The sequence below is a fragment of the Pseudomonas azotoformans genome (assembly GCF_001579805.1).
GTDB classification, from domain to species: Bacteria; Pseudomonadota; Gammaproteobacteria; order Pseudomonadales; family Pseudomonadaceae; genus Aquipseudomonas; species Aquipseudomonas azotoformans_A.
The window spans coordinates 5,440,926-5,464,175 of record NZ_CP014546.1 but is presented as its reverse complement, the minus strand read 5'-3'; the positions used below and the strand labels follow the sequence as shown (position 1 = coordinate 5,464,175).

Sequence of the window (23,250 nt, the reverse complement as noted above, 5' to 3'; positions counted from 1 at the left end):
CTGTGAATCGTCCGTTTCTTGTCGCGCAGATCAGCGACCTGCACCTTAAAGCCGGCCAGCGCCTCACTTATGGGGTGGTCGATACCTTGGGCGCACTGCGCCGCGCCGTCGACCACCTCAACGCCAGTTACCCACGCCCCGATATCGTGGTGATCAGCGGTGACCTGGTGGACTTCGGCCGCGCCGATGAATACGCCGTGCTGCACCCCGAACTCGCCCGTTTGCACATGCCGTGCTACCTGGTACCCGGCAACCACGACACGCGCGGGCCGCTGCTGGAGGCGTTCCGGGATCACGCGTATTTGCCTGTGTCCGCAGAGGGCCCATTGGACTGGGTGGTGGACGAGCATCCGCTGCGCCTGATCGGCCTCGACTCCACCATCCCCGGCGGCCACGGCGGCCAGTTGCTCGACAGCCAATTGCACTGGCTGGACGCGCAATTGTCGCTGCGTCCGCAGGCGCCGACCTTGCTGATTTTGCATCACCCGCCGTTTATCAGCGGCATCGGCCATATGGACCGCGAGCCCTTCATCAATGCGGCGGCGCTGGAGCAGGTCGTCGCCCGTCATCCGCAAGTCGAGCGCCTGCTGTGCGGGCATTTGCACCGGCCGATGCAGCGCCGTTTCGGCGGCAGCCTGAGTTGTGTATGCCCCGGCACCTCGCACCAGATCGTGTTGGACCTACAAGAAGCGGCGCCCGCGCATTTCAACCTGGAGCCGGCGGGCTATCTGTTGCATCGCTGGGAGGCGCAACAGGGTTTGATCAGCCACAACGGCGTATTCGGGGAGTACCCGGGGCCGTATCCGTTTTATGACGCTCATGGGTTAATTGACTGAGGTTGTGATGAAAGCCACTTTGAATGTGTTAAGCGTGTTGACCGGCGGCCTGGGCGTTGCCCTCAGCCCTTTGGCGTCGGCTGATTTCTTGAGCGACAGTAAAGCCAACTTGAGTATGCGCAACTTCTACTTCAACAACGACAACCGTGACGGCGCCGCCGCACCGTCGAAGACCGAGGAGTGGGGCCAGGCGTTTATCCTCAACTACCAGTCGGGCTTCACCGACGGCACCGTCGGTTTTGGTCTCGACGCCATCGGCATGCTCGGCATCACCCTGGACAGCGGCGCCGGCCGCCACGTGGGCAGCTCGATGATCCCCAACGACGACGGCAAGGCCACCGACAACTGGGCCCGTGGCGGCGCCACGGCCAAGGCGCGTTTTGCCAAGAGCGAACTGCGCTACGGCTACCTGCGGCCGAACCTGCCGATCCTGGTGAGTAACGACGGCCGCCTGTTGCCGCAGTCGTTCGAAGGTGGGCAAATCACCAGCAAGGACATCGACAACCTGACCCTGATCGGCGGCCAACTGCAACACACCACCGGCCGTGGCTCCAGCGACCGCAGCGGCCTGGCGGCGGCGGGCGGCACCCAGGAAAGCAACAAATTCAACTACGCCGGTGCCGATTACCAGGTGACCAAGGACCTGATGGTCCAGTACTACTACGCCAACCTCGAAGACTATTATCAACAGCACTTCGCCGGGCTGATCCACGTATTGCCGCTGGGCGACTACGGCTCCTTGAAAACCGACCTGCGCTACTTCAAGACCACCTCCGACGGCAAGAACAGCAGCGCTTCTGGCCGTGCCGAAGGTTACAAGCTCGGCGGCTACACCAAGAATGGCACCGGTGAAATCGACAACAACACCTGGAGCGCGGCGTTCATCTACTCCCTGGGCCCGCACGCGATCACCGCCGGCTACCAGCAAGTCTCGGACGACAGCAACTTCGCCCAACTCAACCAGGGCGGCCTGGTGAACAAAGGGGAGGGCGGTTCCAGCCTGTACCTCTACACCGACCGTACCGTGCAAACCTTTATCCAGGCCGGCGAGCGCACTGCCTTTGCGCAATACGCCTACGACTTCGCGTCACTCGGTGTGCCGGGGTTAAAGGCCTCGGTGATGTACTTGAAGGGCGACCACATCCTCACCGCCAGCGGCAACGACGCCAGCGAGTGGGAGCGCGATATCTCGCTGGATTACGTGGTGCAGAGCGGCACGTTCAAGAACGTCGGGTTCGGCTGGCGCAACGGCGTGTCGCGCAGTGAAGTGGCGCGGGACCAGGACCAGAATCGGGTGTTTGTGAACTACTCGATTCCGTTGATGTAGTCCGCAAACGCCGACTATATCTGTAGGGGCGACCAAGTCGCTCCTACAGCCAGGCGACCCTGGACTCGACACAGCTGTGTGCCTGAGCTTGTGCGGTAAAAGGAGTGTCGAGCGTGCCCAGCGCAATCGAAATCCACTCTGGATACTTTCCTTTAGCGTCGCTCCAGAACAGCGATGAACCGCATTCTGAGCAGAATTGACGGGTGATACCTGGCGAAGATTCATAGCCTTTCAGCGTGTCACGCACAGCCTGGATCGTCACGTCTGATCGGCGCGCGCTGGCATACGTCGCGAACGCAGCGCCATGGCCTTTCTGGCATTTTTTGCAGTGGCAGTGGGTGGCGGCCTTGAGCGGTGTCGCGACTTGATAAGTGACTGCACCGCAGAGGCAACTGCCTTGATTGATTGCATCCATGTCTGGTTTTATCCCGAAGAGTTCGACAAACACTATACCTGTGGCGAGGGAGCTTGCTCCCGCTGGGATGCGCAGCATCCCCATCCAGCCCCACCACAAACGTACAAGAATCCCCCCAACCCCCCTCAGTAGACTCGCCGCACTCCCTCTACTGCAGGTTTTCCATGGACATCTTCCTCTACGCCTTCAGCGTCATGTACAGCCCCGGCCCCGTGAACTTCATGGGCCTCAACGCCGGGCTCACCGGCCAGTTCAGGCGCTCCACCGGGTTTTTCATCGGCGTGGGCTGCGCGATGCTGGTGTTGTTCGTGCTGTTCGGCTACACCGGCGAGGCGATCATTTCCCAGGCAGCCTTGCCCTATATTTCGTTGATTGGCGGCGTGTACACCTTGTACCTGGCTTATCAGGTGTTCACCGCGCGCACGGTGGTCGATGAAAAAGTCTCTACCGCACCGGCCAAGACGCTCACGTTCTGGAACGGCCTGGTGATCCAGTTGCTCAACCCCAAGGGCATCATGGCGGTGCTGCCGATCACCAGCGTCATGCTGCCGGCGGCGCATATCACTGGGGTGTCGATTGCGCTGGTGTCGGCGTTGCTGGCCTTTGGCGCGTTGGGTGCGCCGTGGCTCTATGCGTTGCTCGGCGCATTGCTGGGGCGGCGGATCAACGGGACGTCGGCGTTTACCGTGTTCAACCGCTGCATGGGCCTGGCGCTGGCGGTGTGTGCGTATTTCATGTTTCACGCGTTCTATGTGCACCTGGTCGCCGCATGAGTGGAGCTTGTCACCTCGACTCACGCATAGATCGAGCTTCTACAGGTACTTGAGCCAGGCCAGGTCGCGGCGTCGCGTCTTGAGCCCGGCAAACCAACGTACCGGCGGATACAGCGCCAGCGGCAGCAGCAGCGCCACCAGCCAAATGGCGCCCACGCCGTCGACGCCGAAGTAGTTGCCGTGATTCAGGCCGAACAGCGCCACACACGCGACGTAGAGGATTTTCAGCACGTACAGGTGCAGCAGGTAGAAGAACATCGGCGCTGCACCGAAGGTGGCGAGCAGGCCCGATCCAACGCTTGCTTCCCGCTTTCTCGAACGCCAGCAACAGCAGCAAGCCGATCCCCAGCGTCAGTGCCAGAAACAACAACGAAGGCGGGTACTTGGTGATGTTGAAAAAGCTCATCAGGGTCTGCACGCCATTGTCATAGGCTTGCCAGGGTTTTTCGCCATACCCGTTGGCTGCTCGCAACACCACGAACCCTATCAATGCACTCATACCGCCGAGCAACAGGTAACGCTGACGCAGCGCCGGCGGCATGCCTTGGGCAAACCACGGGCCGAGGCTGTAGCCCAGGGCAATCACACCGATCCACGGCAGCACCGGATAGGTGATGCGCAGGCGCAGCGAGTCGCCCACTTCGATCCAGCTGCGCTCATGCAGGATTGCCCACGGAATGTGCAGTGCCGAACCCGCGTCGAAGTGCAGCCCGTCCAGCAGGTTGTGCCCGGCAATGATCACCACGGCCAACACGATCAGCAGCGAACGCGGCAACCACACCAGCGCCGCGAGGGTGATCATGCTCACGCCAATCGCCCAGATCACTTGCATATAGATCACGCTGGGCGGCAGCTGAAAGGTCCAGGCGAAGTTGACCAGGGTGAACTCCAGTACCACCAGGAACAGCCCACGCTTGAACAGGAACGCCGACACATCGCGCCGGCCCTGATATTTCTGGCCGTACAGCCACGCCGACAAGCCCGTGAGCAACACAAACACTGGCGCGCACAGGTGGGCGAGGGTGCGGCTGAAAAACAGCGCGGGCTCGGTGCTGTCGATAGTCATCGGATCGCTGACCTGACGGTGCAGCAGGAAGGTTTCGCGCACATGGTCCAGCAACATGAACAGGATCACCAGGCCGCGCAGGGCATCGATGGAGAGCAGGCGTTGGCGCAGGGGAACAGCATCGGTCATGGGCGAGGATCACAGGGCAGGGCGAAAATGGGTTGTTATCCTATAACATTAATTAACGCGTTGCCGCGATTCGTTGCCCAGATTAGAATGCGATCAATTCTTAATTACTACCGGGTTCGGGTGATCGGCATGTCGTCTTCGCTCCATCTGCCTGTCCAGGCGTTGTACTGCGAACATCATGGTTGGCTGTACCGCTGGCTCGACCGCAAGCTGGGCAATGCCAACGATGCGGCCGACCTGGCCCACGACACCTTCATGCGCCTGCTCACCCGCCAACACAGTGCCGGTTTCGGCAGCGAGCCGCGCGCGTTGCTCACCCATATTGCCAAGGGCCTGATGATCGACAGCTGGCGTCGCCAGGAAGTCGAACGCGCCTACCTGGAAACTATCGCGCACCTGCCCGAGCAGGCAGTGCCGTCGCCGGAAACCCGCTGGCTGATCCTCGAGGCGTTGTACCGCATCGAAGCCATGTTGCGGGATTTGCCGGAAAAGACCCGCCAGGCCTTCCTGATGTCACAGCTCGACGGCTTGACCTATCAGCAGATCGCCGACGAATTGAAGGTGTCGCTGGTTTCGGTCAAACGCTACATGCGCGATGCGTTCCTTGCGTGCCTGAGCGTGGCATGAACCCGTCCATCGACCCGCTGATCCTCGGGGAGGCCGCCGACTGGATGGTGCAGTTGCAGTCCGGCAGCGCCACCGACGAAGACCGTCGCGCCATCGCCCAATGGCAAGGCCGCAGCGCCCAGCACGCCCAGGCCTGGCAACGGGTGCAGGCGATTCTGGGGGATTTCAACAGCGTGCCGGCGGCGATTGCGGGCGACACCCTCAAGCGTATCGGCCGCAAAAAATCCCTCGGCCGCCGCCAGGCGCTTGGCCTGTTGCTGCTGGCGGGCCCTGCGACCTGGCTGGCCTACCGGCAAAAACCGTGGCAACCGTGGACCGCCGACCAGCACACCGCCGTTGGCGAGCAACGCAACCTCACTTTGCCGGATGGCACACGCCTGCTGATCAACACAGCCAGCTCATTGAATATCGCGTTCACCGACCAACTGCGGCGTCTCGAGTTGCTGCAGGGTGAAGTGATGATCACCACCGCCAAGGACCCCGCGCCGACCCATCGTCCGTTTGTGGTGCAGACCCGCCACGGCACCGCCCGCGCCCTGGGCACGCATTTCAGCGTGCGGGTGGACGAGCAGAGCAGCCGCGTGGCGGTGCTCGACGGTGCGGTGGAAATGCTGCCGCAGCACGCCCGTCGTGGGCTGATCCTCAAGGCTGGCGAGCAGAGCGCATTCGGTAGCGACAGCGTGGCCGCGGTGCAGCCGCTGGAGGCCGGCGCCACCACCTGGGAAAACGGCATGCTGCTGGCCCAGCAGATGCGCCTGGCGGACTTGCTCGATGAGCTGGGACGCTACCGCCACGGCGTGTTGCGCTGCCACGACAGCGTCGCCGGGCTGAGCGTGTCCGGGGCGTTCCCCTTGCGGGACACCGACGCCAGCCTGCGCTTGTTGCAGGAAACCCTGCCGGTCAAGGTCAGCAGCTTGACCGGCTACTGGGTGACGATCGAACCGCGCTGAATTTTTTTCCCGTTTCGCTGATACCTTTTCAGTTGTCGCCCGGTGTAGGGGAGAACCCTCAACTCTGCACCGCGTCGACAGGAACCCTCATGACCTTCACCCCGCACCCGATCCGCCCCTTGAAGGCCTTGAGCCTGGCTGTCGCCCTGGCTGCCATCGCGCCGCTGCACAGCGCCGTGGCAGCCGACGCCCCGTCGAGCAGCGCGACACGCAGCTACCACCTTGCGCCGGGGCCGTTGGGCAATGTGTTGGCGCAATTCGCGGCGTTGTCCGGGGTGCCGTTGTCATTTGATTCCACGCTGCTCAACGACCAGCAAAGCGCCGGTTTGCAGGGCAGCTTCACCGCGCAGGCGGGCTTCATGCAACTGCTGCAAGGCAGCGGCTACGCACTCCAAAGCACCGGCGCCAATGGCTACACCTTGGTGCCTGAAGCAACGGGCGACGCCGTGCAACTGGGCGCGACCACCATCAGCGGCGAGAGTGGGGCGCAGGCGGATACCTATGCCGGTGGCCAGGTCGCCCGATCGGCGCGCCTGGGCGTGTTGGGCAATCGCTCGATCAATGACGTGCCGTTCAGCGTGGTCAGCTACACCGCCAAGACCATCGCCGACCAACAGGCGCGCACTGTCGGGGATGTGCTGCTCAATGATGCGTCGGTGCGCCAGTCGGCGGGCTTCGGCAACTTTTCCCAGGTGTTCACCATTCGCGGCCTGCCGCTGAATACCGATGACATTGCCTTCAACGGCCTGTACGGCGTGCTGCCACGGCAGATCATCACCACCGAAGCCCTGGAGCGGGTCGAGTTGTTCAAAGGCCCCAACGCCTTCGTCAACGGTGTATCGCCAGCCGGCAGCGGCATTGGCGGCAGCGTCAACCTGGTGCCCAAGCGCGCCGAAGATGTGCCAACCCGTAGCGTCAGCCTCGACACCACTACCGATGGCCAGAGCGGCGGCCACCTCGACCTGGGCCAGCGGTTTGGCGAAGACAACCGCTTCGGCGTGCGGGTCAACCTGGCCAAGCATGGCGGCGACACGGCCATCGAGGACGAATTCAAAAGCTCGCAACTGGTGGCCGTCGCCCTGGATTACCGGGGCGATCGCCTGCGCGTGTCCACCGACTTCGGCTACCAGAAAGAGCGCATCAACAGCGGTCGCTCGGTGGTCTATCCCAATGGCACACAGGTGCCGAAGGCGCCATCGGCCAAGCACAACTATGCCCAGGACTGGAGCTGGTCGGAGCTGGAAGACACCTATGGCATGTTCAATGCCGAATACGATTTGAATGACAACTGGACCGCCTATGTCGGTGGCGGGGCCAAGCACACGCGGGAGAACGGGCAGTATTCGTCGCTGTACGTGGGCAACGATGGCAGTGGCCGTGTGGGCTTTTTGTACTCGCCCCACGACGAGGACAACAAGAGCGCCATGGCCGGCTTGAACGGGCGTTTCAATACCGGCCCCGTGAGCCATCAGGTGAACTTCGGTTTGTCCGGCATCTGGGGGGAGCAACGTTCGGCATTTGAAGCGATCCTGCAAGCCAACCGCCGGCCGGGCAACCTCTATAACCCGACCCAGATCCCACGTCCGTCCGTTACTTACTTCGGCAGCGACATCCACGACCCGCGCATCGTCGGCAAGAACCGCATCAAAAGTGCGGCAGTGTCCGACACCCTGGGCTTTATCGATGATCGTGTGCTGCTGACCCTGGGCGTGCGGCGCCAGACCATTGAGGTAGACGCGTGGAACACCACCACGGGCGTGCGCAACGCCAACTATGCCGAGAGCATCACCACGCCGGTGTATGGCCTGGTGGTTAAGCCGTGGGAGCACGTGTCGTTCTACGCCAACCGCATCGAAGGCCTGGCCCAAGGGCCGACCGCGCCGTTGACCAACGTCACCAACCCTGGCGAGGTCTTTGCGCCTAACCGCAGCAAGCAGACCGAAGCCGGGGTCAAGCTGGATTGGGACAGTTTTGGCGCGACCTTGGGTGTCTACCGAATCGAGCAGCCCAGCAGCGCCACCAACACCAACCCCAATGGCACTAATACCTTCAGCGTCGATGGCGAGCAGATCAACAAAGGCGTGGAATTGAACGTGTTCGGTGAGCCGGTTGACGGCCTGCGCCTGCTGGCCGGTGCGACCTGGATGAACACCGAACTGAAGAACACCTCCAACGGCCTCAACGACGGTAACCGCGCGGCTGGCGTGCCACGTTTCCAGTACAACGTCGGCGCCGACTGGAATATTCCCGGCCTCCAGGGCGCCGCCGTCAACGCGCGGATGCTGCGCACCGGTGGCGAGTACGTCAACGCGGCCAATAGCCTGAGCATCCCCGCCTGGACCCGTGTCGACCTCGGCGCTCGCTATGGTTTCAAGGCCGATGACAAGTACATCACGTTGCGCGCCAACGTCGAAAACGTGGCGAACAAGGCGTATTGGGCGTCGGCGTCGACGGCCAACAACTACCTGACCCAGGGTGAGCCGCGCACGGTCAAACTCTCCGCCACGGTGGACTTCTAACCGGTGAGCACGCTTGTATCTGGCTAACGGGCTTGTTGTGGTGAGCGGGCAAGCCCGCTCACCACAATTGATATCGGGTTTCTGCTACCGTCGAAGCGTTCGATTGAGAGTAGGTAGCGACTATGAGCAACTACACCGCGCAATCCGTCCTCGACTTCTGGAAACACGCTGGCCCCAAATACTGGTTCGCCAAGGATGACGCCTTCGACGCCACCTTCCGCGACACCTTCCACACCGCCCACCTGCAAGCCGCCCGGCGCGAACTGGAACATTGGCTGGACTCGGCGCAAGGAGCCCTGGCGCTGCTGATCCTGCTTGACCAATACCCGCGCAACGCCTTTCGCGGCACTGCCCACATGTTCGCCACCGACCCATTGGCGCGCCTGTATGCGAGGCGCATGGTCGATGCCGGATTGGATCAGCAGGTCGAGCCGGCATTGCGTGCGTTCTGCTACCTGCCGTTCGAACATTCTGAAGACTCGGCGGATCAACAGCGCTCACTGGTCCTGAACCAGCAGTTGGACGCCAACACTTACCGTTGGGCCAAGGAGCACGCGCGCATCATTGAGCAATTCGGGCGCTTTCCCCATCGAAACGAGGTGTTGGCCAGGGCTACCACCGACGCCGAGCGTAGGTTTCTGGACGCGGGCGGGTTCTCTGGCTAGCGGCTATTGAGCGTCCCGGTCGATTTCCAGGCGTTTGCGCGCGTTGGGGCAGCCGTTGGTTGCCAGCGCTTTCTCAAGGTATTCAATACGCAACGGCCGGGCGGTTCTGCGATTGGTTCGGCTGGCGAGCACTTTATAGAGTTCGGCGCGGTAATCGTTTTCGCTGCCTGATTGCAGCTCGACGCCCTTGGGCGGCGCGCCGCAGGTCAACCAGACGGCGGGCTGCGGGTAGTAAGGTGCAAAGTCGTCCATTTTAGCCAGGGCGTTTTGCAGCGCCGGCATGTACTTGGGGCCCATCACATAGTCCAGGCAAGTGTTGTCGACGTAAAGTGCGGCCGGGGCAAAGCCGTGCTCCAGGCTTGAGATTGCCAGTTGGCACATCTCTTGTTCTTTGCCGGGCACCAAATAGATCTGATACAGGAGCATCAGGCGGTATTCGGCAACGGGATGTCCTGCCTGCGCTGATTCGCTCAAGCGTTGTTGGATGAGCGCCAGGTTCGCTTTCTTCTCGTCCACATCGGCAGGTGTTTTCTTGGCCAGCACTGAGCGCATCAGGTCGGCGTACTCAGCGTCGCTTTTCTTCAACAGGGCGGCGGCTTGCTGATACTGCACTTCACCGGGCAGCGCGGGGAGATCACTGGCCGACGCCACGTAGGAAACACAGGAGAACGACAAAAACACGGCGAAGGGAAAGCGCAAGACGAACATCCTTTTTCAGTGCTACGCAGGTGCGCGCTGGGTGGAAAGTCTACCTTGGCAGGCGTTGCCGTTACAGCGGGTGCGGCTATTCCCACCAGGAATGCCCCCATAAAAACAGCGCATTGTCTTTCTCGCCGCACATCTCGTAGCGTGGTGTTCCACTCACGGAGAATCGTTATGAGCCAGCGTCCGTTGCGCCTGTATGTTGATCATTTGTATACCAGTCCCTACGCGATGTCGGTGTTCGTCACCCTGCGGGAAAAAGGCCTGGTGTTCGACACCTTGACCCTGGACCTGGATGCTGCACAGAACCAGACCGCCGACTTCGCCCAACTGTCCCTGACCCAGCGCGTGCCAACGCTGGTAGAAGCAGATTTTACGCTGTCGGAGTCTTCGGCGATCACGGAGTACCTGGAAGAGACTTACCCCGAGACGCCGGTCTATCCGACCGATCCCCGGCAGCGGGCGAGGGCGCGGCAGGTGCAGGCGTGGTTGCGCAGTGACTTGCTGCCGATCCGCCAGGAGCGTTCGACGATGGTGGTGTTCTACGGGCAGAAGATGCCGCCCTTGTCCCCCGTGGCCGAAGCGGCGGCGCGCAAGCTGATCGGCGCGGCCCAGGCGCTGTTGGCGGGTAACCGGGCCTATCTGTTCGGCGCGTGGTCGATTGCCGATGTGGACCTGGCGGTGATGCTCAATCGCTTGATCCTCAACGGCGACAGCGTGCCCGCCGAGTTGTTGGAATACGCGCAGCGCCAGTGGCAGCGCCCGTCCGTGCAGGCGTGGGTGCAACAGCAACGCCCAGTGCTGTAACCGACCATTCATCCTCCAGGCGTGGTGACGCGCTTGACAGCCGTCACCCAGCGGACAAATACTCTCGCCATATTCATATATATGACTAAATAACAAAGTGAATGTGGCCCCATGAATACCTTGTCCAGTGATGCCCGTCTGCCGCTTTACCAACGCCTGCGCGACCACCTGGTCGAGCAGATCGCCAACAATCGCTGGCGCCCCGGTGAAGCCATTCCCACCGAAGCGGTGCTGTCCGCCGAGTACGAACTGTCCACCGGCACGGTGCGCAAGGCCGTCGATGCGTTGGTGAGCGAAGGCATTCTTGAGCGCCAGCAGGGCCGGGGCACCTTTGTGCGCCGCCCTCAGTTCCAGTCCTCCCTGTTTCGCTTCTTCCGGTTTCAAGGTCCTGCGGGCGAGCGCCAGGTGCCGGAGAGCCGCATCCTCACGGTTGAATCCCTGGCCGCGCCGTCGGCGGTCAGTGAGGCGTTGGGCCTGGCGCCCGAAGCCCAGGTGATCCGCATCCTGCGTACCCGTTTGTTTGATGTGCAGCCGCTGCTGGCCGAAGAGATCTGGCTGCCGCGCACGCGCTTCCAGGCGTTGCTGGATATTGATCTGTCCCAGCAAGGCCCGTTGCTGTATCCGGTGTATGAAGACGTCTGCGGGCAAGTGGTGGCCTCGGCCGAGGAAACCCTGACCGCCGAATCGGTCAACGAGGTGTACGCGCGCTTGCTGCAGGTGCCGGTCAACAGCCCGGTGGTGGTGATCGAGCGCCTGGCCCGCGATTACGCCGGCCAACCCCTGGAGTGGCGACGCTCCCGCGGGCACGCCGAGCACTTCCGCTACCGCGTGGACATTCGCTGACCCGACACCCACACCGTTAATTGTTTGCCCAACACCGACCCGGCTGCGGCACGGTTCGCGCCCGGCTGCCTCGCGTTTGACCTATAAGGATAAAAATCATGTTCAGTTGGTATCGCCAAGTCACTCCCCGGGAGCGCAAAACATTCTGGGCCTGTTTCGGTGGATGGTCCCTCGACGCACTGGAAGTGCAGATGTTCGGCCTGGCGATCCCGGCACTCATCGCCGCCTTCGCCTTGACCAAGGGCGATGCAGGGTTGATCAGCGGCGTCACGCTGGTGACCTCGGCCATCGGCGGTTGGGTCGGCGGCACCTTGTCCGACCGCTACGGCCGGGTGCGTACCTTGCAGTGGATGATTCTGTGGTTCTCGTTCTTCACCTTTTTGTCGGCGTTTGTCACGGGCTTCCACCAGTTGTTGATCGTCAAGGCGCTGCAAGGCTTTGGCATTGGCGGTGAGTGGGCGGCGGGCGCGGTGTTGATGGCCGAGACCATCAACCCGAAGTATCGCGGCAAGGTGATGGGCACCGTGCAGAGCGCCTGGGCCGTGGGTTGGGGCGTCGCGGTCGGGGTGTTTGCGCTGATCTATTCGTTTGTGCCGCAGGACATGGCCTGGCGCGTGATGTTTGTAGTGGGCCTGCTGCCGTCGTTCCTGATTATCTGGGTGCGCCGCAATGTTGAAGAGCCCGACAGCTTCCAGCGCCTGCAAAAAGAACAGGCGATTCCACAGAGCTTCTTCAAGTCGCTGGCCGGTATCTTCCGTCCTGAGCTGATTCGCGTCACGCTGTTCGGCGGCCTGCTGGGCCTGGGGGCCCATGGCGGTTACCACGCGGTGATGACCTGGCTGCCGACCTTCCTCAAGACCGAGCGCAACCTGTCGGTACTCAACTCCGGCGGCTACCTGGCGGTGATCATCTTTGCCTTCTGGTGCGGCTGCATCGCCAGTGGTCTGCTGATTGATCGCATCGGCCGACGCAAGAATATCGTGCTGTTCGCGCTGTGCTGCGTGATCACCGTGCAGGCTTATGTGTTCCTGCCGTTGACCAATACGCAGATGCTGTTCCTTGGCTTCCCGCTGGGCTTTTTCGCGGCCGGCATTCCGGCCAGCCTCGGGGCGTTGTTCAACGAACTGTACCCGGCGGATGTGCGCGGTGCCGGCGTGGGCTTTTGCTACAACTTCGGGCGCGTCTTGTCCGCAGTGTTTCCGTTCCTGGTGGGGCATATGAGCGACTCCATGTCCCTCGGCTCGGCCATCGGCATCGATGCCGGGATTGCCTACGGCGTCGCGGTGATCGCCGCATTGTGCCTGCCGGAAACCCGTGGCCGCGTGCTGGAAGCAGCGCCCGCCGACAACGTGGTGACCGGCCAGCGCGCCCAGGCTTGACCCTTTTTACTCTTGAAAGACGAACCCCATGTTTGATAACTGCTCCATCAGCGGCATCGACGCCCACGCCCATGTGTTCAGCCGCACGCTGACCCTGGCCGGCGAACGTCGCTACACCCCTGGCTACGACGCCACGCTGGCGGATTACCTCGGGCACTTGCGCGCCAACGGCTTGAGCCATGGCGTGCTGGTGCAGCCCAGCTTCCTGGGCACTGACAATCGCTACCTGCTGGCCGCCTTGCAGCAGGCACCTGATCGTTTGCGCGGCGTGGCGGTGGTTGAACGCGATATCCCGCGCGACGCCCTGGATGCCATGGCCCGCTCAGGTGTCGTGGGCGTGCGGCTGAACCTGGTGGGCCGGGCGCTGCCGGACTTTGCCGAGTCGGGCTGGAAGGCGTTCTTCGAGCACATCGTCGAACTGGGCTGGCATGTGGAAGTACACCGCGAGCTGGACGACCTGCCGCAGTTGGTGCGGCAACTGCTGCCGTTCGGGGTGAAATTGGTGATCGATCATTTCGGGCGACCCGACGCGCGACTGGGCGTCGAGCAGCGCGGCTTTACCGAGTTGCTGGCGCTCGGGCTCGGCGGCCAGCTGTGGCTGAAAGTCTCGGGTATCTATCGCCTGGCTGGCAGCGCGGCGCAGAACCGTGAGTTTGCCCACCAAGCCATGCCGTTGCTGCAACAGAGCTTTGGCCTACATCGGTTGGTGTGGGGCAGTGACTGGCCGCACACCCAGCATGAAGCGTCTATCGGCTATGGCGCAGTGATTGAGCAACGCCAAGCCCTGGGCTGGTCGGCAGCAGTCGCGCAGGCTTTGTTGATCGACACGCCACGCCAGTTATTCGGCTTCCACCACGCGTAGCCAATCCTCCTCCACACGGCGGTCGAGGTCTTCCCAGTCCGCCATGCCCAGCACCCGTGTGGTGTTCAAACCCCGCAGGTAACCCCGCAGTTGCTGGGCGCTGGCGCTGATTTGATCGGCGTCGGCTGCCTCGTCCTGCAGCACGTGTTCATAGTCGACCAGGTAATCGGCGACCCGCTCGCGAAACTCCGGTAGTACGGCTTCGCGGATGCGGTCGAAGGTTTTCTGGTGGGGCTTCATGGCGTGGTCCTTATAAGTTTTATGTCAGCACTATCGGTTCAGATAATAGTCACCATCAAGGATCGCAAGTTCTGTTTTTGCGGGAAAAGCGGAAAATCACGCCATCGAGACGCTGTTCAAGGAAATGCGCGATGAGGACGTTTATTCAGCTGGCGTTGATGGCTTTGATGCTGGGCACGGTTGCCATCAACAACGCGGCAATTGCCGATGATCTGCCCATGAGCCATTTGCTACCGATCAACGGTAGCGTAGACTCCCTGCAGCACGCGCAGTCGGTGGGTGTATTGCTGAGTGACAACACCCGCGACAACCTCAGCTACCTTGAACGCTACCACGACATGGCCTTGAATGGCGCCAAGGATGCCCTCGACGAGCGTATCCGCCAGGCGTTCGTCAACAGTTCCGATCCGGAACTGGCCATCGATTGGTTGATGAACTCGCTGCAAGGCACGTTTTTGTCGGTGACGGTCTACGACAACCTGGATGCCTTGGTGCAGGCTCACCCCGATGTGGTGGTGATGCTCGATACCCATAACCAACTGCTGACCCAGCGCAACGACCAGGTCGAGGCGCGTTTTATTGCGCGGTTCTATGATGCGAACCTGCAATACATCGCCAAGGCCGAAGGCTCGGTACACAAGCAGGTGCCGTCGGTGTGGGTACATGACAAGGCAGCGCCGGAAATTGCCGCGCAGATCGAGCAGCAGCGCGATGTGCAACTGGATGCCCTGAAGCAGTTCGATGCGTCTCTCAAAGCGCTGGTCCGTGCCGGTTGATGTGAACCTTTATTTTTATAATCAGGAATTTTTCATGCGCGCTTTTTTCGCCCCGGCCTTGGCCTTTGCTTCCCTGTTGCTGGCCGGTTGTGTGTCCGCCCCCAACGCACCCACCCTGACCTTGCAGACCAGCAAGACGCCTGAAGCCTATGTGCAGTGCGTGCTGCCCAAACTGGAAAAACACAAGATCACCTCCACCGTGACGCAGAACTCGCGCCACGCCAAGGTGGTGTTGACCAGCAAGATTGCCGCCGATGATGTGCTGGAAGCCTACAAGTCCCAGGACGGCGGCAAAGTGTTCCTGTATGAGCGCAAGCCGCTGGCGTCGACGATTACGCCGTCGCGGCTTGAGCTGGCTGCCAAGGAATGCCAATAATTTTGCGTATGGCCTAGGGCTTGGCTTCGTTGCTGAAGGCATTCACCGTCTTGACCAACCCCAGCGCCGCCAACGCCACCAACTCCCCACCTTTTTCTACCGTCGCCAGCGCCGGGTCCGAGCCCATGCGCCCATCCGGGAAGCGCGCGCGGAAGTCCAGCGCTTCACGGATCGGCCCGGTGTTGGCGATCTGCGGCGAATAATCGGCCGTCTTGACCGAGTCCGGATAAGCCCACTGCGTCACCGCAATCTCCGATGGCGTGGCATGGCTGCCATGGCCCACCGGGAATTGGCGTTGCGCCAGGTCGTTCACGCCTTCCAGGTCCCACCAGTTCACCAGTTTCAAGGCAAACCCAGCCGGGCGACGGGCGAAGCTGGCTTCGGCGTACAGCTCGGAAAACGCCGCTTCGATGGTGGCGATATTGCCGCCGTGGCCATTCAGAAACAGGATCTTCTCGAAACCATGCCCGGCCAGCGAGCGCACCCAATCGCCAATCGCGGCGATAAAGGTGGAAGGGCGCAGGGATATGGTGCCGGGAAAGCCCAGGTGATGCTGGGCCATGCCGATGTTGAAGGTGGGGCCGATCAGCAGGTCGGCGTTCTTCTGCGCTTCATGGGCGATGATTTCCGGGCACATCCAGTCGGTGCCCAGCAGGCCGGTAGGGCCGTGTTGTTCGTTGGAACCGATGGGAATCACCACCGTGCGGCTGCGTTCCAGAAACTGCCCGATCTCGATCCAGGTGGACTTATGTAGAAGCATGCGAGGTTCTCTTATCTATGGGGACAGGCTATCCGCCACGGATTGTACGACTACTCGCCACCTGCTGGGGTTTGCAATTGAGGTAGGTCGAAGACTTCAACCAGCGCTGGTCCGGGTACCAGGAAAACATGAACTGCCCATCCTTGAGCTTGTCCACCACCTGGCGTGCCACCTGCGGGCGCACGGCCGGGCAACCCTGGCTGCGGCCGATACGGCCTTCGCGCTTGCTCCACAAGGGGCTCACGTAGTCGGCGGCGTGAATCACGATGGCGCGGTCGCGGGCCTGGTCATTGAAACCCGGCTCCAGGCCGTCCATGCGCAGTGAGTAGCCGTGGGTGCCCAGGTAGCTTTCCTGGGTGCGGAACAACCCAAGGCTGGACTGGTGGCTGCCTTCCAGGTTGGAGAACTGGGTGGCGAAGTTTTCCCCGGATTTGGCGCCGTGGGCGACCAGGTCCCGTAGCACCAGGGTTTTCTTGCGCAAATCGAAGATCCACAGCCGACGGGCGGTCGAAGGCTGGGAGTAGTCAATAACCGCTAGGCGCTCGGAACGTTCCTCGCCGTTATTGACCGCGCACTGCACCGCGTTCAGGGCGCTTTTGAGTACGGTGGGATTGAGTTCTGGAGCCGAGCGCGCCAGGCTGCTATACAAGTTAGGAGAGGTCTGATTGGCGGCGAGCGCAAAATTGCTCAAGGTAGCCAACGCCACGGTCATCAAACCGAGGCGGCGCATGAAAGTCAGCATCTACGAAGTGTCCCCCGGTGTGGATTGGAGCCTGGTCAATTGTTCAAAAAACACGCATGTTACTTGAGCATTTGCCTGCTCGTTGCACCATTGGTCGCGACAGCCGACGCGCTGCCGGTCGAGCCGTTGCCGGTGACCACGCCGGCGCCGGTCGATCTGGCGCCCGTGCAACAGGCGTTGGCGCAACTGCCGAGTGTCTGCCCCGGCCTGGCGCCGCAGCTCGACCCCGCTGCGCAACTGCGCCTGCAAGCCTTCTACCAGCAGCAAGGTAATGTGCCGCTGTGGTCCGCCGATGAACGCCGACAAGCCCTGCAATCTCAGTTGCTGATGCTCGCCGATGACGGCCTGGACCCCACCCACTATAGCTTGCCTGCGCCAGATGCCACGGCCAACGTGCTGTGCAGAGATATAGCCACCAGCCAGCGTTACCTGCAAGCCTTGCAGGATCTGCATTACGGCCGACTGCAACAGTCACGTTTCGAACCCTTGTGGCATTCGCAACCGCCTACGCGCGACCCCAATGTCGAGGTGCTGGCCTTTGCCGCCACGGGCTTGCAAGACATGCCCCAGGCATTCGACCAGGCGCGGCCCAGTGCCGACTTGTATCGCAGCCTGCGCAACGCCTATTCCACCGTGCGTCAGCAGCCGTTGCCGCATTGGGATCCGGTCGCCAGCGGTCCGCTGCTGCGCCCCGGCATGGAAGACCCCCGCGTGCCGGAGCTGGCGCGGCGCCTGGTCAGTGGTGGCTACCTCGCCAACGCGCCCAGTGGCAAGCAGTACCGCGATGAACTGGTCAAGGCGGTCAAGGCCTTCCAGCTCAGCCACTCGTTGCAGGCCGATGGCGTGATCGGCGCCGGCACCGTGGCCGAATTGAACATCAGCCCGTTGGTGCGCCGCGAACAACTGCGTATCAACCTTGAACGCTTCCGCTGGCTGGCCCAGGATCTGGAGCCCGAAGGCGTGCTGGTGAATGTCGCCGCCGCGCAACTGAGCGTGTACCAGAGCGGCATCCCCGTGTGGCAAACCCGCCTGCAAGTAGGCCGCGCCGAACGCCAGACGCCGTTGCTCAAATCGCGCATCACCCGGCTGACCCTCAACCCCACCTGGACCATCCCGCCCACCATCATGCGCGAGGACAAACTCCCGGCCATCCGCCTCAACCCCGAATACCTGCGCCAGCAGAACCTGCAAGTACTCGACGCTGAAGGTCACCCGCTGGCGCCCGAGCAAATCGACTGGGCTCGCCCTGGCAATATCCTGCTGCGCCAGGAAGCCGGGCCGCGCAACCCGCTGGGCAAGATCGTGATGCGCTTTCCCAACCCGTACTCGGTGTACCTGCACGACACGCCGAGCCAGCCGCTGTTCACCAAAGGGCCGCGGGCGTTCAGCTCGGGGTGTGTGCGGGTCGAGCAACCGTTGTTGCTGCGGGATTTGCTGGTGAGCCCGGCCGAACGTACTCGCACCGATGAGCTGCTGGCCACCGGCGTGACCCATGAATTCAGGCTGGCCACGCCGGTGCCGGTGCTGTTGAGTTACTGGACGGTGGAGGTCAACCGCGAGGGCGGGTTGGTGTATGCGCCGGATATCTATGGGCGGGACCTGGTGTTGATGAAGGCGATGGGGAGTGTGCTCTGAAGCGTGCTTCTGTAGTGAGCGTGCTTGCTGTGGTGAGCGGGCTTGCCCCGCGCTGGGCTGCGAAGCAGCCCTAAAATCGTGCCATGTGGTCTCACAGAAAAAGCGCGGCGGTCTTCTTGGGGCGGCTTCGCCACCCAGCGCGGGGCAAGCCCGCTCACTACAGAGAGACCTAGTTCGCCATAGCGGTGAGGTCCGTCAAAATCACCGCCATTGCCTGTTCTGGCGCCGTGAAGGCCGTGTCGACCGTCAGCGGTACTTCATCCCAGTCTTCGTACTCATGCGCCAACACCGACTCCCAACTGGGTGGAACCAGGCCGGGAATATCCCCAGTTCGGGTCTCCACCCGCCGTTGATGTTCCTGCCGGTCAGAACAAATCACCCGAATATCCAGCAACGCCACACCGGCCATTGCCGCCGTTGTCTTCCATGCCTCCCGGCTTTCCCTGACCGGGTTCACGCAGTCAGCCACCACCATCTGCCCCCATTGCAGGTTGCTCAACGCCAAAGCATTCGCCACCCCATAACCGCTGGCGCCCACATCGCCCGCCAGCACGCCCGCATCACGGATCGCCTGCTCAATCACGTCGATGCGCAGGTACATCGCGCCGATCTGGCGTGCCAGTGCCTGGGCCAGGGTGGTCTTGCCGGTGCCGGGCAGTCCGCTGAAGACAATTAGCATGGGTGGCTCTCGATAAGGTTGGGCCGGTTCAGGGTATCCTTCAGTTCCTCACCGGTCGACCACAGGACAGCCCATGCCCCTGCCGTTTGTGAAAATGCACGCCCATGGCGATGACTTCATCATCATCGACCGCCGTGGCCTGGACGATCCGATCACCGCGAAAATCGCCCGCCAGCTTGGCAACCGCCACACCGGTATTGGTTTCAACCAACTGGCTGTGCTGCTCGATTGTGATGACGCCGCGGCGCGCATCAAGTTCTGGAACCCCAACGGCACGCCGCTGGCCACCTGCGGCAGCGCCACCCGTGGCGTGGCTGATCGCTTGATGCACGAAGCCGGCACGGATTCGGTGGTGCTGCGTACCGATCGGGGCTTGCTGACCTGTGTGCGGGCAGCGGGGCGGCAGGTGTCGGTGAACATGGGCGAGCCGTCGCTGGACTGGTCAGCCGTGCCGCTGGCCGAGGCCATGGACACCCGCACCTTGCCCATCGGTGGCAACCCGGCGGCGTGCAGCATGGGCAACCCGCATTGCACGTTTTTCGTGGAAGACATCGCAGCTGTCGATGTGGCGGCCTTGGGCCCGGCGCTGGAAACCCACCCGTTGTTCCCGGCCAAGACCAATGTGCATTTCGTGCAGGTGCTTGATCGTAGCCACATCCGCCTGCGCATCTGGGAGCGCGGCGGCGGTGTGCCGTTGGGCTCGGGTTCTTGTTGCTGTGGCGCGGTGGTCAACGGGATTCGTCGCGGACTGCTGGACGATACCGTCGAAGTGCAATGCGACGGCGGCACGGTAACCGTGAATTGGGCAGGCGAGGGTGGCGTAGTGCTGACGGGCAGCGTAGAGCCGGTGATGCAGGGCAGCGCCTACGTTGGCTGAAAGTTGACGGTAAACGTGGTGCCGCCCGTGACACAGGAACTCACCGCCACATCGCCGCCATGCACCCTGGCCAACTCGCGCACGATATACAGGCCGAGGCCCACGCTGCGCACATCACTGCCTTGGTCGGTGCCACGGGTCATGGGTTCGAACAGTTCGGCAAGCAAGGCTTCGGGAATGACCTTGCCGTGGTTGTGGACTGAGACCTCGCAGCTATCCTGCCCCAGCCGTGACGTGACGGTGATCGGCCGTTGCAGGTCGCCATACGCCACGCTGTTGGCCACCAGGTTGCCAATGATCTGCTGCACGCGGTCGGCGTCCAGGCAAGCCTCGCCACTGCCCTCGGCGAGATGCGCCAACGTTGCTGTGGGAAACGCCACGCGCAGTTCATCCACGGCCCGATGAATCACCTCATGCAGGTCCAACGGCGCCGCCTTGATGGTAATACCCTGGCCAACGCGCGCCTGGGTAAAGTCCAGCAGGTCGGCGATCATGCGCTGGGCCCGTTCGGATGACTGGCCAATGTGCCCGAGCAGTTGGCGTTCCTTGGCGGTGCGTTCGCCACGGTTAAGAAAATCCGAGGCCATGCGAATGGCTGTAAGCGGGTTCTTCAAGTCGTGGCTGACAATCGCCACCATCTGCTCGGCAAACAGCGCCCGGCGCTGGGCGATGGCATAGGCCTCGCTCAATTCGGCTTGGGCCAGTTTGAGCGCGAGTTCAGTGGCGGTCTTTTCCTGTAACAGCGCTTCGGCGAAGTTGCGTGCATTGAGCAGCTCGCGCTCGTACTTGTCGCGGTCGGTGGTGCCGAACAGCGCCAGGTCGTACACCGTACCGTCATCCTGCTCACGCTTGATGCCGTTGAGCAGCACGGTCAGCTTGTGGCCGTCACGGTGCAGCATGTCGAGTTTCACTTCGGTGACGCTGCCGCGCAGGCGCAGCATCGGCGCCAGGTGGGTCTGGTGGAAGATCCGTCCGCCCATGGTCAGCAAATCCTGGAAACGCTTGCCGCACAGTTCCGTGGTGCTGAACCCCAGCCACTCGCTGAAGCGCGTATTGGCTTGCAGGATCGTGCCGTCCTGCGCCGTGACGGCGAGGGCGCAGGCGGCGCTGTCGAACAAGTCAGACGGCATGGGCGGCCGTCCACGGCGCCAGGAAGCTTTCCATCGCCGCCGCGCACGCTTGCGGCGCGCTCATGTGCGGGCAATGGCCGACGTTGTCCACCAGGAAATAGGTGCTGTTGGGTAGCACGCTGTGCAGGTATTCGCCCACGGCCACGGGGGCGATCAGGTCGTCGCTCGATTGCAGGATCAGCACCGGAGTGGCCAGGCCGATCACGTCCTCGCGGTTGTCCGACATGAACGTCACCCGCGCAAATTGCTTGGCGATCTCAGGTTCGGTGCGGCAGAAACTGTCCGTCAGTTCCTCGCTCAACGCCGGTTGCCCAGGCGCGCCCATGATCACCGGGGCCATGGCGCTGGACCAGCCGAGGTAGTTGCTGTCGAGGGTGTCGAGCAGGTCCTGGATATCCGCCAGCTTGAAGCCGCCGACATAGCCGTCGGCATCGATATAGCGCGGCGAGGGGCCGATCATGACGTGGGCGGCAATGCGGCCGGAGGTCTGGCGGTCGGCGAGGGTGCCGATCATGGCGCTCACCGAATGGCTCACCAGGATCACAGGGCCTACCGCGAAGGCGTCGATGATTTCGTTCAAATCACGGGCGTAGCCGTCCAAGGCACTGTATTTGGCCTTGTCGAACGCACTGAGGTCCGACAGACCGGCGCCCACCAGGTCATACATCACCACGCGAAAGCGCTCGAAAAATTGCGGTGCCAGGTAGTTCCACATGGCCTGGTTGCAGCCGAAGCCGTGAGAAAACACCAGGGTCGAGCGGCCGTTGCCCATCACACTGACATTGTTACGGTGGCGTAGGTCCATGGGCTTCCCGTTATGGCGTTTTGCTATGCGTGCAGGGAGTTTAGATAGTCAACGGCGCGGGGTCACGCGATATAGCGCGGATAAGGTAAAGTCGCCGCCTTCAGGAAGAAACTTCAGGTAACAAACATGATGGCGATTCTGCGGCAGTCCGTCTTGAACCTGGTGGCGCTGGTGGTCTTGGGCCTGGTGGGCACCGCCCAGGCCGACATTTCACCGATTGGTGTCGCCCTCGACCAGCGGGTGATTGACCTCACCAACACCCTGGATGCCTCGACCACCACCCGTCTGAAAACCCAATTGGCTGACCTTGAGCAGCGCAAAGGCTCGCAAGTGGCCGTGTTGTTGGTGCCGACCACCGGCGGCGTGAGCATCGAGGACTACGCCAACCAACTGTTCCGCGCCTGGAAGCTGGGACGCAAGGACGTCAACGACGGCATCCTGCTGGTAGTGGCCAAGGAGGACCGCAAGGTGCGCATTGAGGTGGGCTATGGCCTGGAAGGCACGGTCACCGATTTGCTCGCGCACCGCATCATCGAAGAACACATCACCCCGGCCTTCCGCCAGGGTGATTTCGTCGGTGGTGTCTCCCAGGGCGTGAATGACCTGGTGGTGCTGGTGGACGGCGGTGATTTGCCTGCAGCCGCAGGCACAAGGGTCAATCCACAGTTCATTGCCATAGCGTTGGCGTTTGTCATCGGCGCCATTGGCGGCGTGCTCATCAGTGCGGGCAAACTGCGGTGGCGCCGCGCGTTGATTGCCGCGGTGGTTGCCACGTTGCTGCTCGTGATCGTGGGTGAGGGCCGCGACTGGGCGATGTTTCTGCTGGTGATGCCACTGATCATGCTGATCGGCGGCGCGACCTTCGGCGCATTGTGGATGGCGCGTTCGGTGTTTTACGGCGTGATCGGGCTGCTGGCCTACATCCTGGGCTTGGTGGTGGTTGATCAGCGCTTTGCCGACGTCAACTTCATCCACTGGCTGGTCTTTCCACTGGGCGCGCTGGTGGTGCTGGGGCTGTACCTGGTGCTGCTGGTGATCATGAAGGATGCTTGGAAGCAGAGCCGCGTGGGTTTTATCGCGCGGCTACTGGCGGCGGTGGGGGTGTATGTGGCGGCGGGGGTGTTACTGGACCTCGGCCGTGATGGCTGGCTGTTCGCGTTCCCGATTGCCTCGTTTGCGGCGCTGTTCATCTTTGGCAAGACCAGCGGCGGCTCGGGGTCTTCGGGCGGTGGCTCGAGTTCGAGCTCCAGCAGCTCCAGTTCCAGCAGCAGCTCATCCGGCGGCGGTGGCTCCAGTGGCGGTGGCGGGGCGTCCGGCAGTTGGTGACGCC

Annotated in this window: 24 protein-coding genes and 1 pseudogene; 16 read left to right on the top strand and 9 right to left on the bottom strand. The window is 62.3% G+C overall.

Annotated elements, in window-relative coordinates:
* Positions 1–2: 2 nt before the first annotated feature.
* Together AYR47_RS24930 and AYR47_RS24925 are read left to right on the top strand one after the other, a co-directional pair.
* Positions 3–836, top strand: a complete 834-nt coding sequence (locus tag AYR47_RS24930; protein ID WP_033896706.1) for a phosphodiesterase — start codon at positions 3–5, stop codon at positions 834–836.
* Between the two features lie 7 nt (positions 837–843).
* Positions 844–2,163 (top strand): OprD family porin, encoded by a 1,320-nt coding sequence (locus AYR47_RS24925; RefSeq protein ID WP_033896705.1) that lies wholly within the window; start codon positions 844–846, stop codon positions 2,161–2,163.
* A 43-nt stretch (positions 2,164–2,206) separates the two neighbouring features.
* Here the strand turns inward: AYR47_RS24925 and AYR47_RS24920 are convergent, their stop codons facing one another.
* Entirely contained in the window at positions 2,207–2,578 is a 372-nt protein-coding gene (locus tag AYR47_RS24920; RefSeq protein ID WP_061449479.1) for a GFA family protein, read from the bottom strand.
* A gap of 164 nt (positions 2,579–2,742) precedes the next feature.
* On the opposite strand from AYR47_RS24920, the gene AYR47_RS24915 reads away from it, so the two are divergent.
* On the top strand, positions 2,743–3,351 hold the full coding sequence (locus AYR47_RS24915; RefSeq protein WP_061448859.1) for a LysE family translocator: 609 nt from the start codon (positions 2,743–2,745) through the stop codon (positions 3,349–3,351).
* A gap of 39 nt (positions 3,352–3,390) precedes the next feature.
* Here AYR47_RS24915 and AYR47_RS24910 read toward each other — a convergent pair.
* Positions 3,391–4,546: pseudogene (locus AYR47_RS24910) on the bottom strand (DUF1624 domain-containing protein).
* Positions 4,547–4,675: 129 nt separating this feature from the next.
* Between AYR47_RS24910 and AYR47_RS24905 the strand changes: the two are divergent.
* From AYR47_RS24905 to AYR47_RS24890, 4 genes are all read left to right on the top strand, one after another.
* Positions 4,676–5,173 (top strand): sigma-70 family RNA polymerase sigma factor, encoded by a 498-nt coding sequence (locus tag AYR47_RS24905; RefSeq protein WP_033896865.1) that lies wholly within the window; start codon positions 4,676–4,678, stop codon positions 5,171–5,173.
* The gene (locus AYR47_RS24900; RefSeq protein WP_061448858.1) at positions 5,170–6,123 is read left to right on the top strand and encodes a FecR domain-containing protein; all 954 of its coding nucleotides are present in this window, start codon (positions 5,170–5,172) and stop codon (positions 6,121–6,123) included. Before AYR47_RS24905 ends, AYR47_RS24900 begins: the two co-directional genes overlap by 4 nt.
* A gap of 89 nt (positions 6,124–6,212) precedes the next feature.
* Positions 6,213–8,642 carry a TonB-dependent receptor gene (locus tag AYR47_RS24895; protein WP_061448857.1) on the top strand — a complete coding sequence of 810 codons (2,430 nt, stop codon included), beginning with the start codon at positions 6,213–6,215 and terminating at the stop codon, positions 8,640–8,642.
* A 122-nt stretch (positions 8,643–8,764) separates the two neighbouring features.
* Positions 8,765–9,307, top strand: a complete 543-nt coding sequence (locus tag AYR47_RS24890; protein WP_061448856.1) for a DUF924 family protein — start codon at positions 8,765–8,767, stop codon at positions 9,305–9,307.
* A gap of 3 nt (positions 9,308–9,310) precedes the next feature.
* On the opposite strand, the gene AYR47_RS24885 is transcribed toward AYR47_RS24890, so the two are convergent.
* On the bottom strand, positions 9,311–10,006 hold the full coding sequence (locus AYR47_RS24885; RefSeq protein WP_156487827.1) for a hypothetical protein: 696 nt from the start codon (positions 10,004–10,006) through the stop codon (positions 9,311–9,313).
* 177 nt (positions 10,007–10,183) lie between these two features.
* On the opposite strand from AYR47_RS24885, the gene yfcF reads away from it, so the two are divergent.
* The 4 genes from yfcF (at position 10,184) to AYR47_RS24865 (ending at position 13,900) form a co-directional block, all read left to right on the top strand.
* Positions 10,184–10,816: a glutathione transferase gene (gene yfcF, locus AYR47_RS24880; RefSeq protein WP_061448855.1), complete on the top strand. Its 633-nt coding sequence runs from the start codon at positions 10,184–10,186 to the stop codon at positions 10,814–10,816.
* Between the two features lie 111 nt (positions 10,817–10,927).
* The gene (locus AYR47_RS24875; protein WP_016977148.1) at positions 10,928–11,659 is read left to right on the top strand and encodes a GntR family transcriptional regulator; all 732 of its coding nucleotides are present in this window, start codon (positions 10,928–10,930) and stop codon (positions 11,657–11,659) included.
* 98 nt (positions 11,660–11,757) lie between these two features.
* Positions 11,758–13,038, top strand: a complete 1,281-nt coding sequence (locus AYR47_RS24870) for an MFS transporter (RefSeq protein WP_033896695.1) — start codon at positions 11,758–11,760, stop codon at positions 13,036–13,038.
* 28 nt (positions 13,039–13,066) lie between these two features.
* Entirely contained in the window at positions 13,067–13,900 is an 834-nt protein-coding gene (locus AYR47_RS24865; RefSeq protein ID WP_061448854.1) for an amidohydrolase family protein, read from the top strand.
* On the opposite strand, the gene AYR47_RS24860 is transcribed toward AYR47_RS24865, so the two are convergent.
* A complete protein-coding gene (locus AYR47_RS24860; protein WP_061448853.1) occupies positions 13,877–14,140 on the bottom strand; it encodes a hypothetical protein in 264 nt (87 codons plus the stop codon). The two genes, AYR47_RS24865 and AYR47_RS24860, sit on opposite strands and share 24 nt — an antisense overlap.
* A 131-nt stretch (positions 14,141–14,271) precedes the next feature.
* On the opposite strand from AYR47_RS24860, the gene AYR47_RS24855 reads away from it, so the two are divergent.
* Together AYR47_RS24855 and AYR47_RS24850 are read left to right on the top strand one after the other, a co-directional pair.
* Positions 14,272–14,916 carry a hypothetical protein gene (locus AYR47_RS24855; protein WP_061448852.1) on the top strand — a complete coding sequence of 215 codons (645 nt, stop codon included), beginning with the start codon at positions 14,272–14,274 and terminating at the stop codon, positions 14,914–14,916.
* A 34-nt stretch (positions 14,917–14,950) separates the two neighbouring features.
* Positions 14,951–15,292, top strand: a complete 342-nt coding sequence (locus tag AYR47_RS24850; protein WP_033896691.1) for a hypothetical protein — start codon at positions 14,951–14,953, stop codon at positions 15,290–15,292.
* Positions 15,293–15,305: 13 nt separating this feature from the next.
* On the opposite strand, the gene AYR47_RS24845 is transcribed toward AYR47_RS24850, so the two are convergent.
* Positions 15,306–16,052 carry a creatininase family protein gene (locus AYR47_RS24845; RefSeq protein WP_033896690.1) on the bottom strand — a complete coding sequence of 249 codons (747 nt, stop codon included), beginning with the start codon at positions 16,050–16,052 and terminating at the stop codon, positions 15,306–15,308.
* A gap of 28 nt (positions 16,053–16,080) precedes the next feature.
* The gene (locus tag AYR47_RS24840; protein ID WP_016977141.1) at positions 16,081–16,794 is read right to left on the bottom strand and encodes a murein L,D-transpeptidase catalytic domain family protein; all 714 of its coding nucleotides are present in this window, start codon (positions 16,792–16,794) and stop codon (positions 16,081–16,083) included.
* A 39-nt stretch (positions 16,795–16,833) separates the two neighbouring features.
* On the opposite strand from AYR47_RS24840, the gene AYR47_RS24835 reads away from it, so the two are divergent.
* The gene (locus tag AYR47_RS24835) at positions 16,834–18,429 is read left to right on the top strand and encodes a L,D-transpeptidase family protein (protein WP_061448851.1); all 1,596 of its coding nucleotides are present in this window, start codon (positions 16,834–16,836) and stop codon (positions 18,427–18,429) included.
* A 169-nt stretch (positions 18,430–18,598) separates the two neighbouring features.
* Here the strand turns inward: AYR47_RS24835 and AYR47_RS24830 are convergent, their stop codons facing one another.
* Positions 18,599–19,108: an AAA family ATPase gene (locus tag AYR47_RS24830; protein ID WP_033896687.1), complete on the bottom strand. Its 510-nt coding sequence runs from the start codon at positions 19,106–19,108 to the stop codon at positions 18,599–18,601.
* 73 nt (positions 19,109–19,181) lie between these two features.
* On the opposite strand from AYR47_RS24830, the gene dapF reads away from it, so the two are divergent.
* Complete coding sequence (gene dapF / locus AYR47_RS24825) at positions 19,182–19,985, top strand: diaminopimelate epimerase (protein ID WP_061448850.1); 804 nt, start codon at positions 19,182–19,184, stop codon at positions 19,983–19,985.
* Here the strand turns inward: dapF and AYR47_RS24820 are convergent.
* Both AYR47_RS24820 and AYR47_RS24815 read right to left on the bottom strand, forming a co-directional pair.
* Positions 19,973–21,115: a PAS domain-containing sensor histidine kinase gene (locus AYR47_RS24820; RefSeq protein ID WP_061448849.1), complete on the bottom strand. Its 1,143-nt coding sequence runs from the start codon at positions 21,113–21,115 to the stop codon at positions 19,973–19,975. The two genes, dapF and AYR47_RS24820, sit on opposite strands and share 13 nt — an antisense overlap.
* Entirely contained in the window at positions 21,105–21,920 is an 816-nt protein-coding gene (locus tag AYR47_RS24815; RefSeq protein WP_061448848.1) for an alpha/beta fold hydrolase, read from the bottom strand. Before AYR47_RS24815 ends, AYR47_RS24820 begins: the two co-directional genes overlap by 11 nt.
* 126 nt (positions 21,921–22,046) lie before the next feature.
* Between AYR47_RS24815 and AYR47_RS24810 the strand changes: the two genes are divergently transcribed.
* Positions 22,047–23,246 carry a TPM domain-containing protein gene (locus AYR47_RS24810; RefSeq protein ID WP_061448847.1) on the top strand — a complete coding sequence of 400 codons (1,200 nt, stop codon included), beginning with the start codon at positions 22,047–22,049 and terminating at the stop codon, positions 23,244–23,246.
* Positions 23,247–23,250 lie beyond the last annotated feature (4 nt).

Excerpts from the sequence above, each read along its gene's own strand:
- AYR47_RS24820 (WP_061448849.1), bottom strand. The coding sequence starts at position 21,115 with ATGCCGTCTGACTTGTTCGACAGCGCCGCCTGCGCCCTCGCCGTCACG.
- AYR47_RS24875 (WP_016977148.1), top strand. The coding sequence starts at position 10,928 with ATGAATACCTTGTCCAGTGATGCCCGTCTGCCGCTTTACCAACGCCTG.
- AYR47_RS24890 (WP_061448856.1), top strand. The coding sequence starts at position 8,765 with ATGAGCAACTACACCGCGCAATCCGTCCTCGACTTCTGGAAACACGCT.
- dapF (WP_061448850.1), top strand. The coding sequence starts at position 19,182 with ATGCCCCTGCCGTTTGTGAAAATGCACGCCCATGGCGATGACTTCATC.
- AYR47_RS24845 (WP_033896690.1), bottom strand. The coding sequence starts at position 16,052 with ATGCTTCTACATAAGTCCACCTGGATCGAGATCGGGCAGTTTCTGGAA.
- AYR47_RS24870 (WP_033896695.1), top strand. The coding sequence starts at position 11,758 with ATGTTCAGTTGGTATCGCCAAGTCACTCCCCGGGAGCGCAAAACATTC.
- AYR47_RS24860 (WP_061448853.1), bottom strand. The coding sequence starts at position 14,140 with ATGAAGCCCCACCAGAAAACCTTCGACCGCATCCGCGAAGCCGTACTA.
- AYR47_RS24865 (WP_061448854.1), top strand. The coding sequence starts at position 13,067 with ATGTTTGATAACTGCTCCATCAGCGGCATCGACGCCCACGCCCATGTG.
- AYR47_RS24815 (WP_061448848.1), bottom strand. The coding sequence starts at position 21,920 with ATGGACCTACGCCACCGTAACAATGTCAGTGTGATGGGCAACGGCCGC.
- AYR47_RS24850 (WP_033896691.1), top strand. The coding sequence starts at position 14,951 with ATGCGCGCTTTTTTCGCCCCGGCCTTGGCCTTTGCTTCCCTGTTGCTG.
- AYR47_RS24900 (WP_061448858.1), top strand. The coding sequence starts at position 5,170 with ATGAACCCGTCCATCGACCCGCTGATCCTCGGGGAGGCCGCCGACTGG.
- AYR47_RS24855 (WP_061448852.1), top strand. The coding sequence starts at position 14,272 with ATGAGGACGTTTATTCAGCTGGCGTTGATGGCTTTGATGCTGGGCACG.
- AYR47_RS24905 (WP_033896865.1), top strand. The coding sequence starts at position 4,676 with ATGTCGTCTTCGCTCCATCTGCCTGTCCAGGCGTTGTACTGCGAACAT.
- AYR47_RS24925 (WP_033896705.1), top strand. The coding sequence starts at position 844 with ATGAAAGCCACTTTGAATGTGTTAAGCGTGTTGACCGGCGGCCTGGGC.
- AYR47_RS24920 (WP_061449479.1), bottom strand. The coding sequence starts at position 2,578 with ATGGATGCAATCAATCAAGGCAGTTGCCTCTGCGGTGCAGTCACTTAT.
- AYR47_RS24830 (WP_033896687.1), bottom strand. The coding sequence starts at position 19,108 with ATGCTAATTGTCTTCAGCGGACTGCCCGGCACCGGCAAGACCACCCTG.
- AYR47_RS24895 (WP_061448857.1), top strand. The coding sequence starts at position 6,213 with ATGACCTTCACCCCGCACCCGATCCGCCCCTTGAAGGCCTTGAGCCTG.
- AYR47_RS24840 (WP_016977141.1), bottom strand. The coding sequence starts at position 16,794 with ATGCTGACTTTCATGCGCCGCCTCGGTTTGATGACCGTGGCGTTGGCT.
- AYR47_RS24810 (WP_061448847.1), top strand. The coding sequence starts at position 22,047 with ATGATGGCGATTCTGCGGCAGTCCGTCTTGAACCTGGTGGCGCTGGTG.
- AYR47_RS24915 (WP_061448859.1), top strand. The coding sequence starts at position 2,743 with ATGGACATCTTCCTCTACGCCTTCAGCGTCATGTACAGCCCCGGCCCC.
- yfcF (WP_061448855.1), top strand. The coding sequence starts at position 10,184 with ATGAGCCAGCGTCCGTTGCGCCTGTATGTTGATCATTTGTATACCAGT.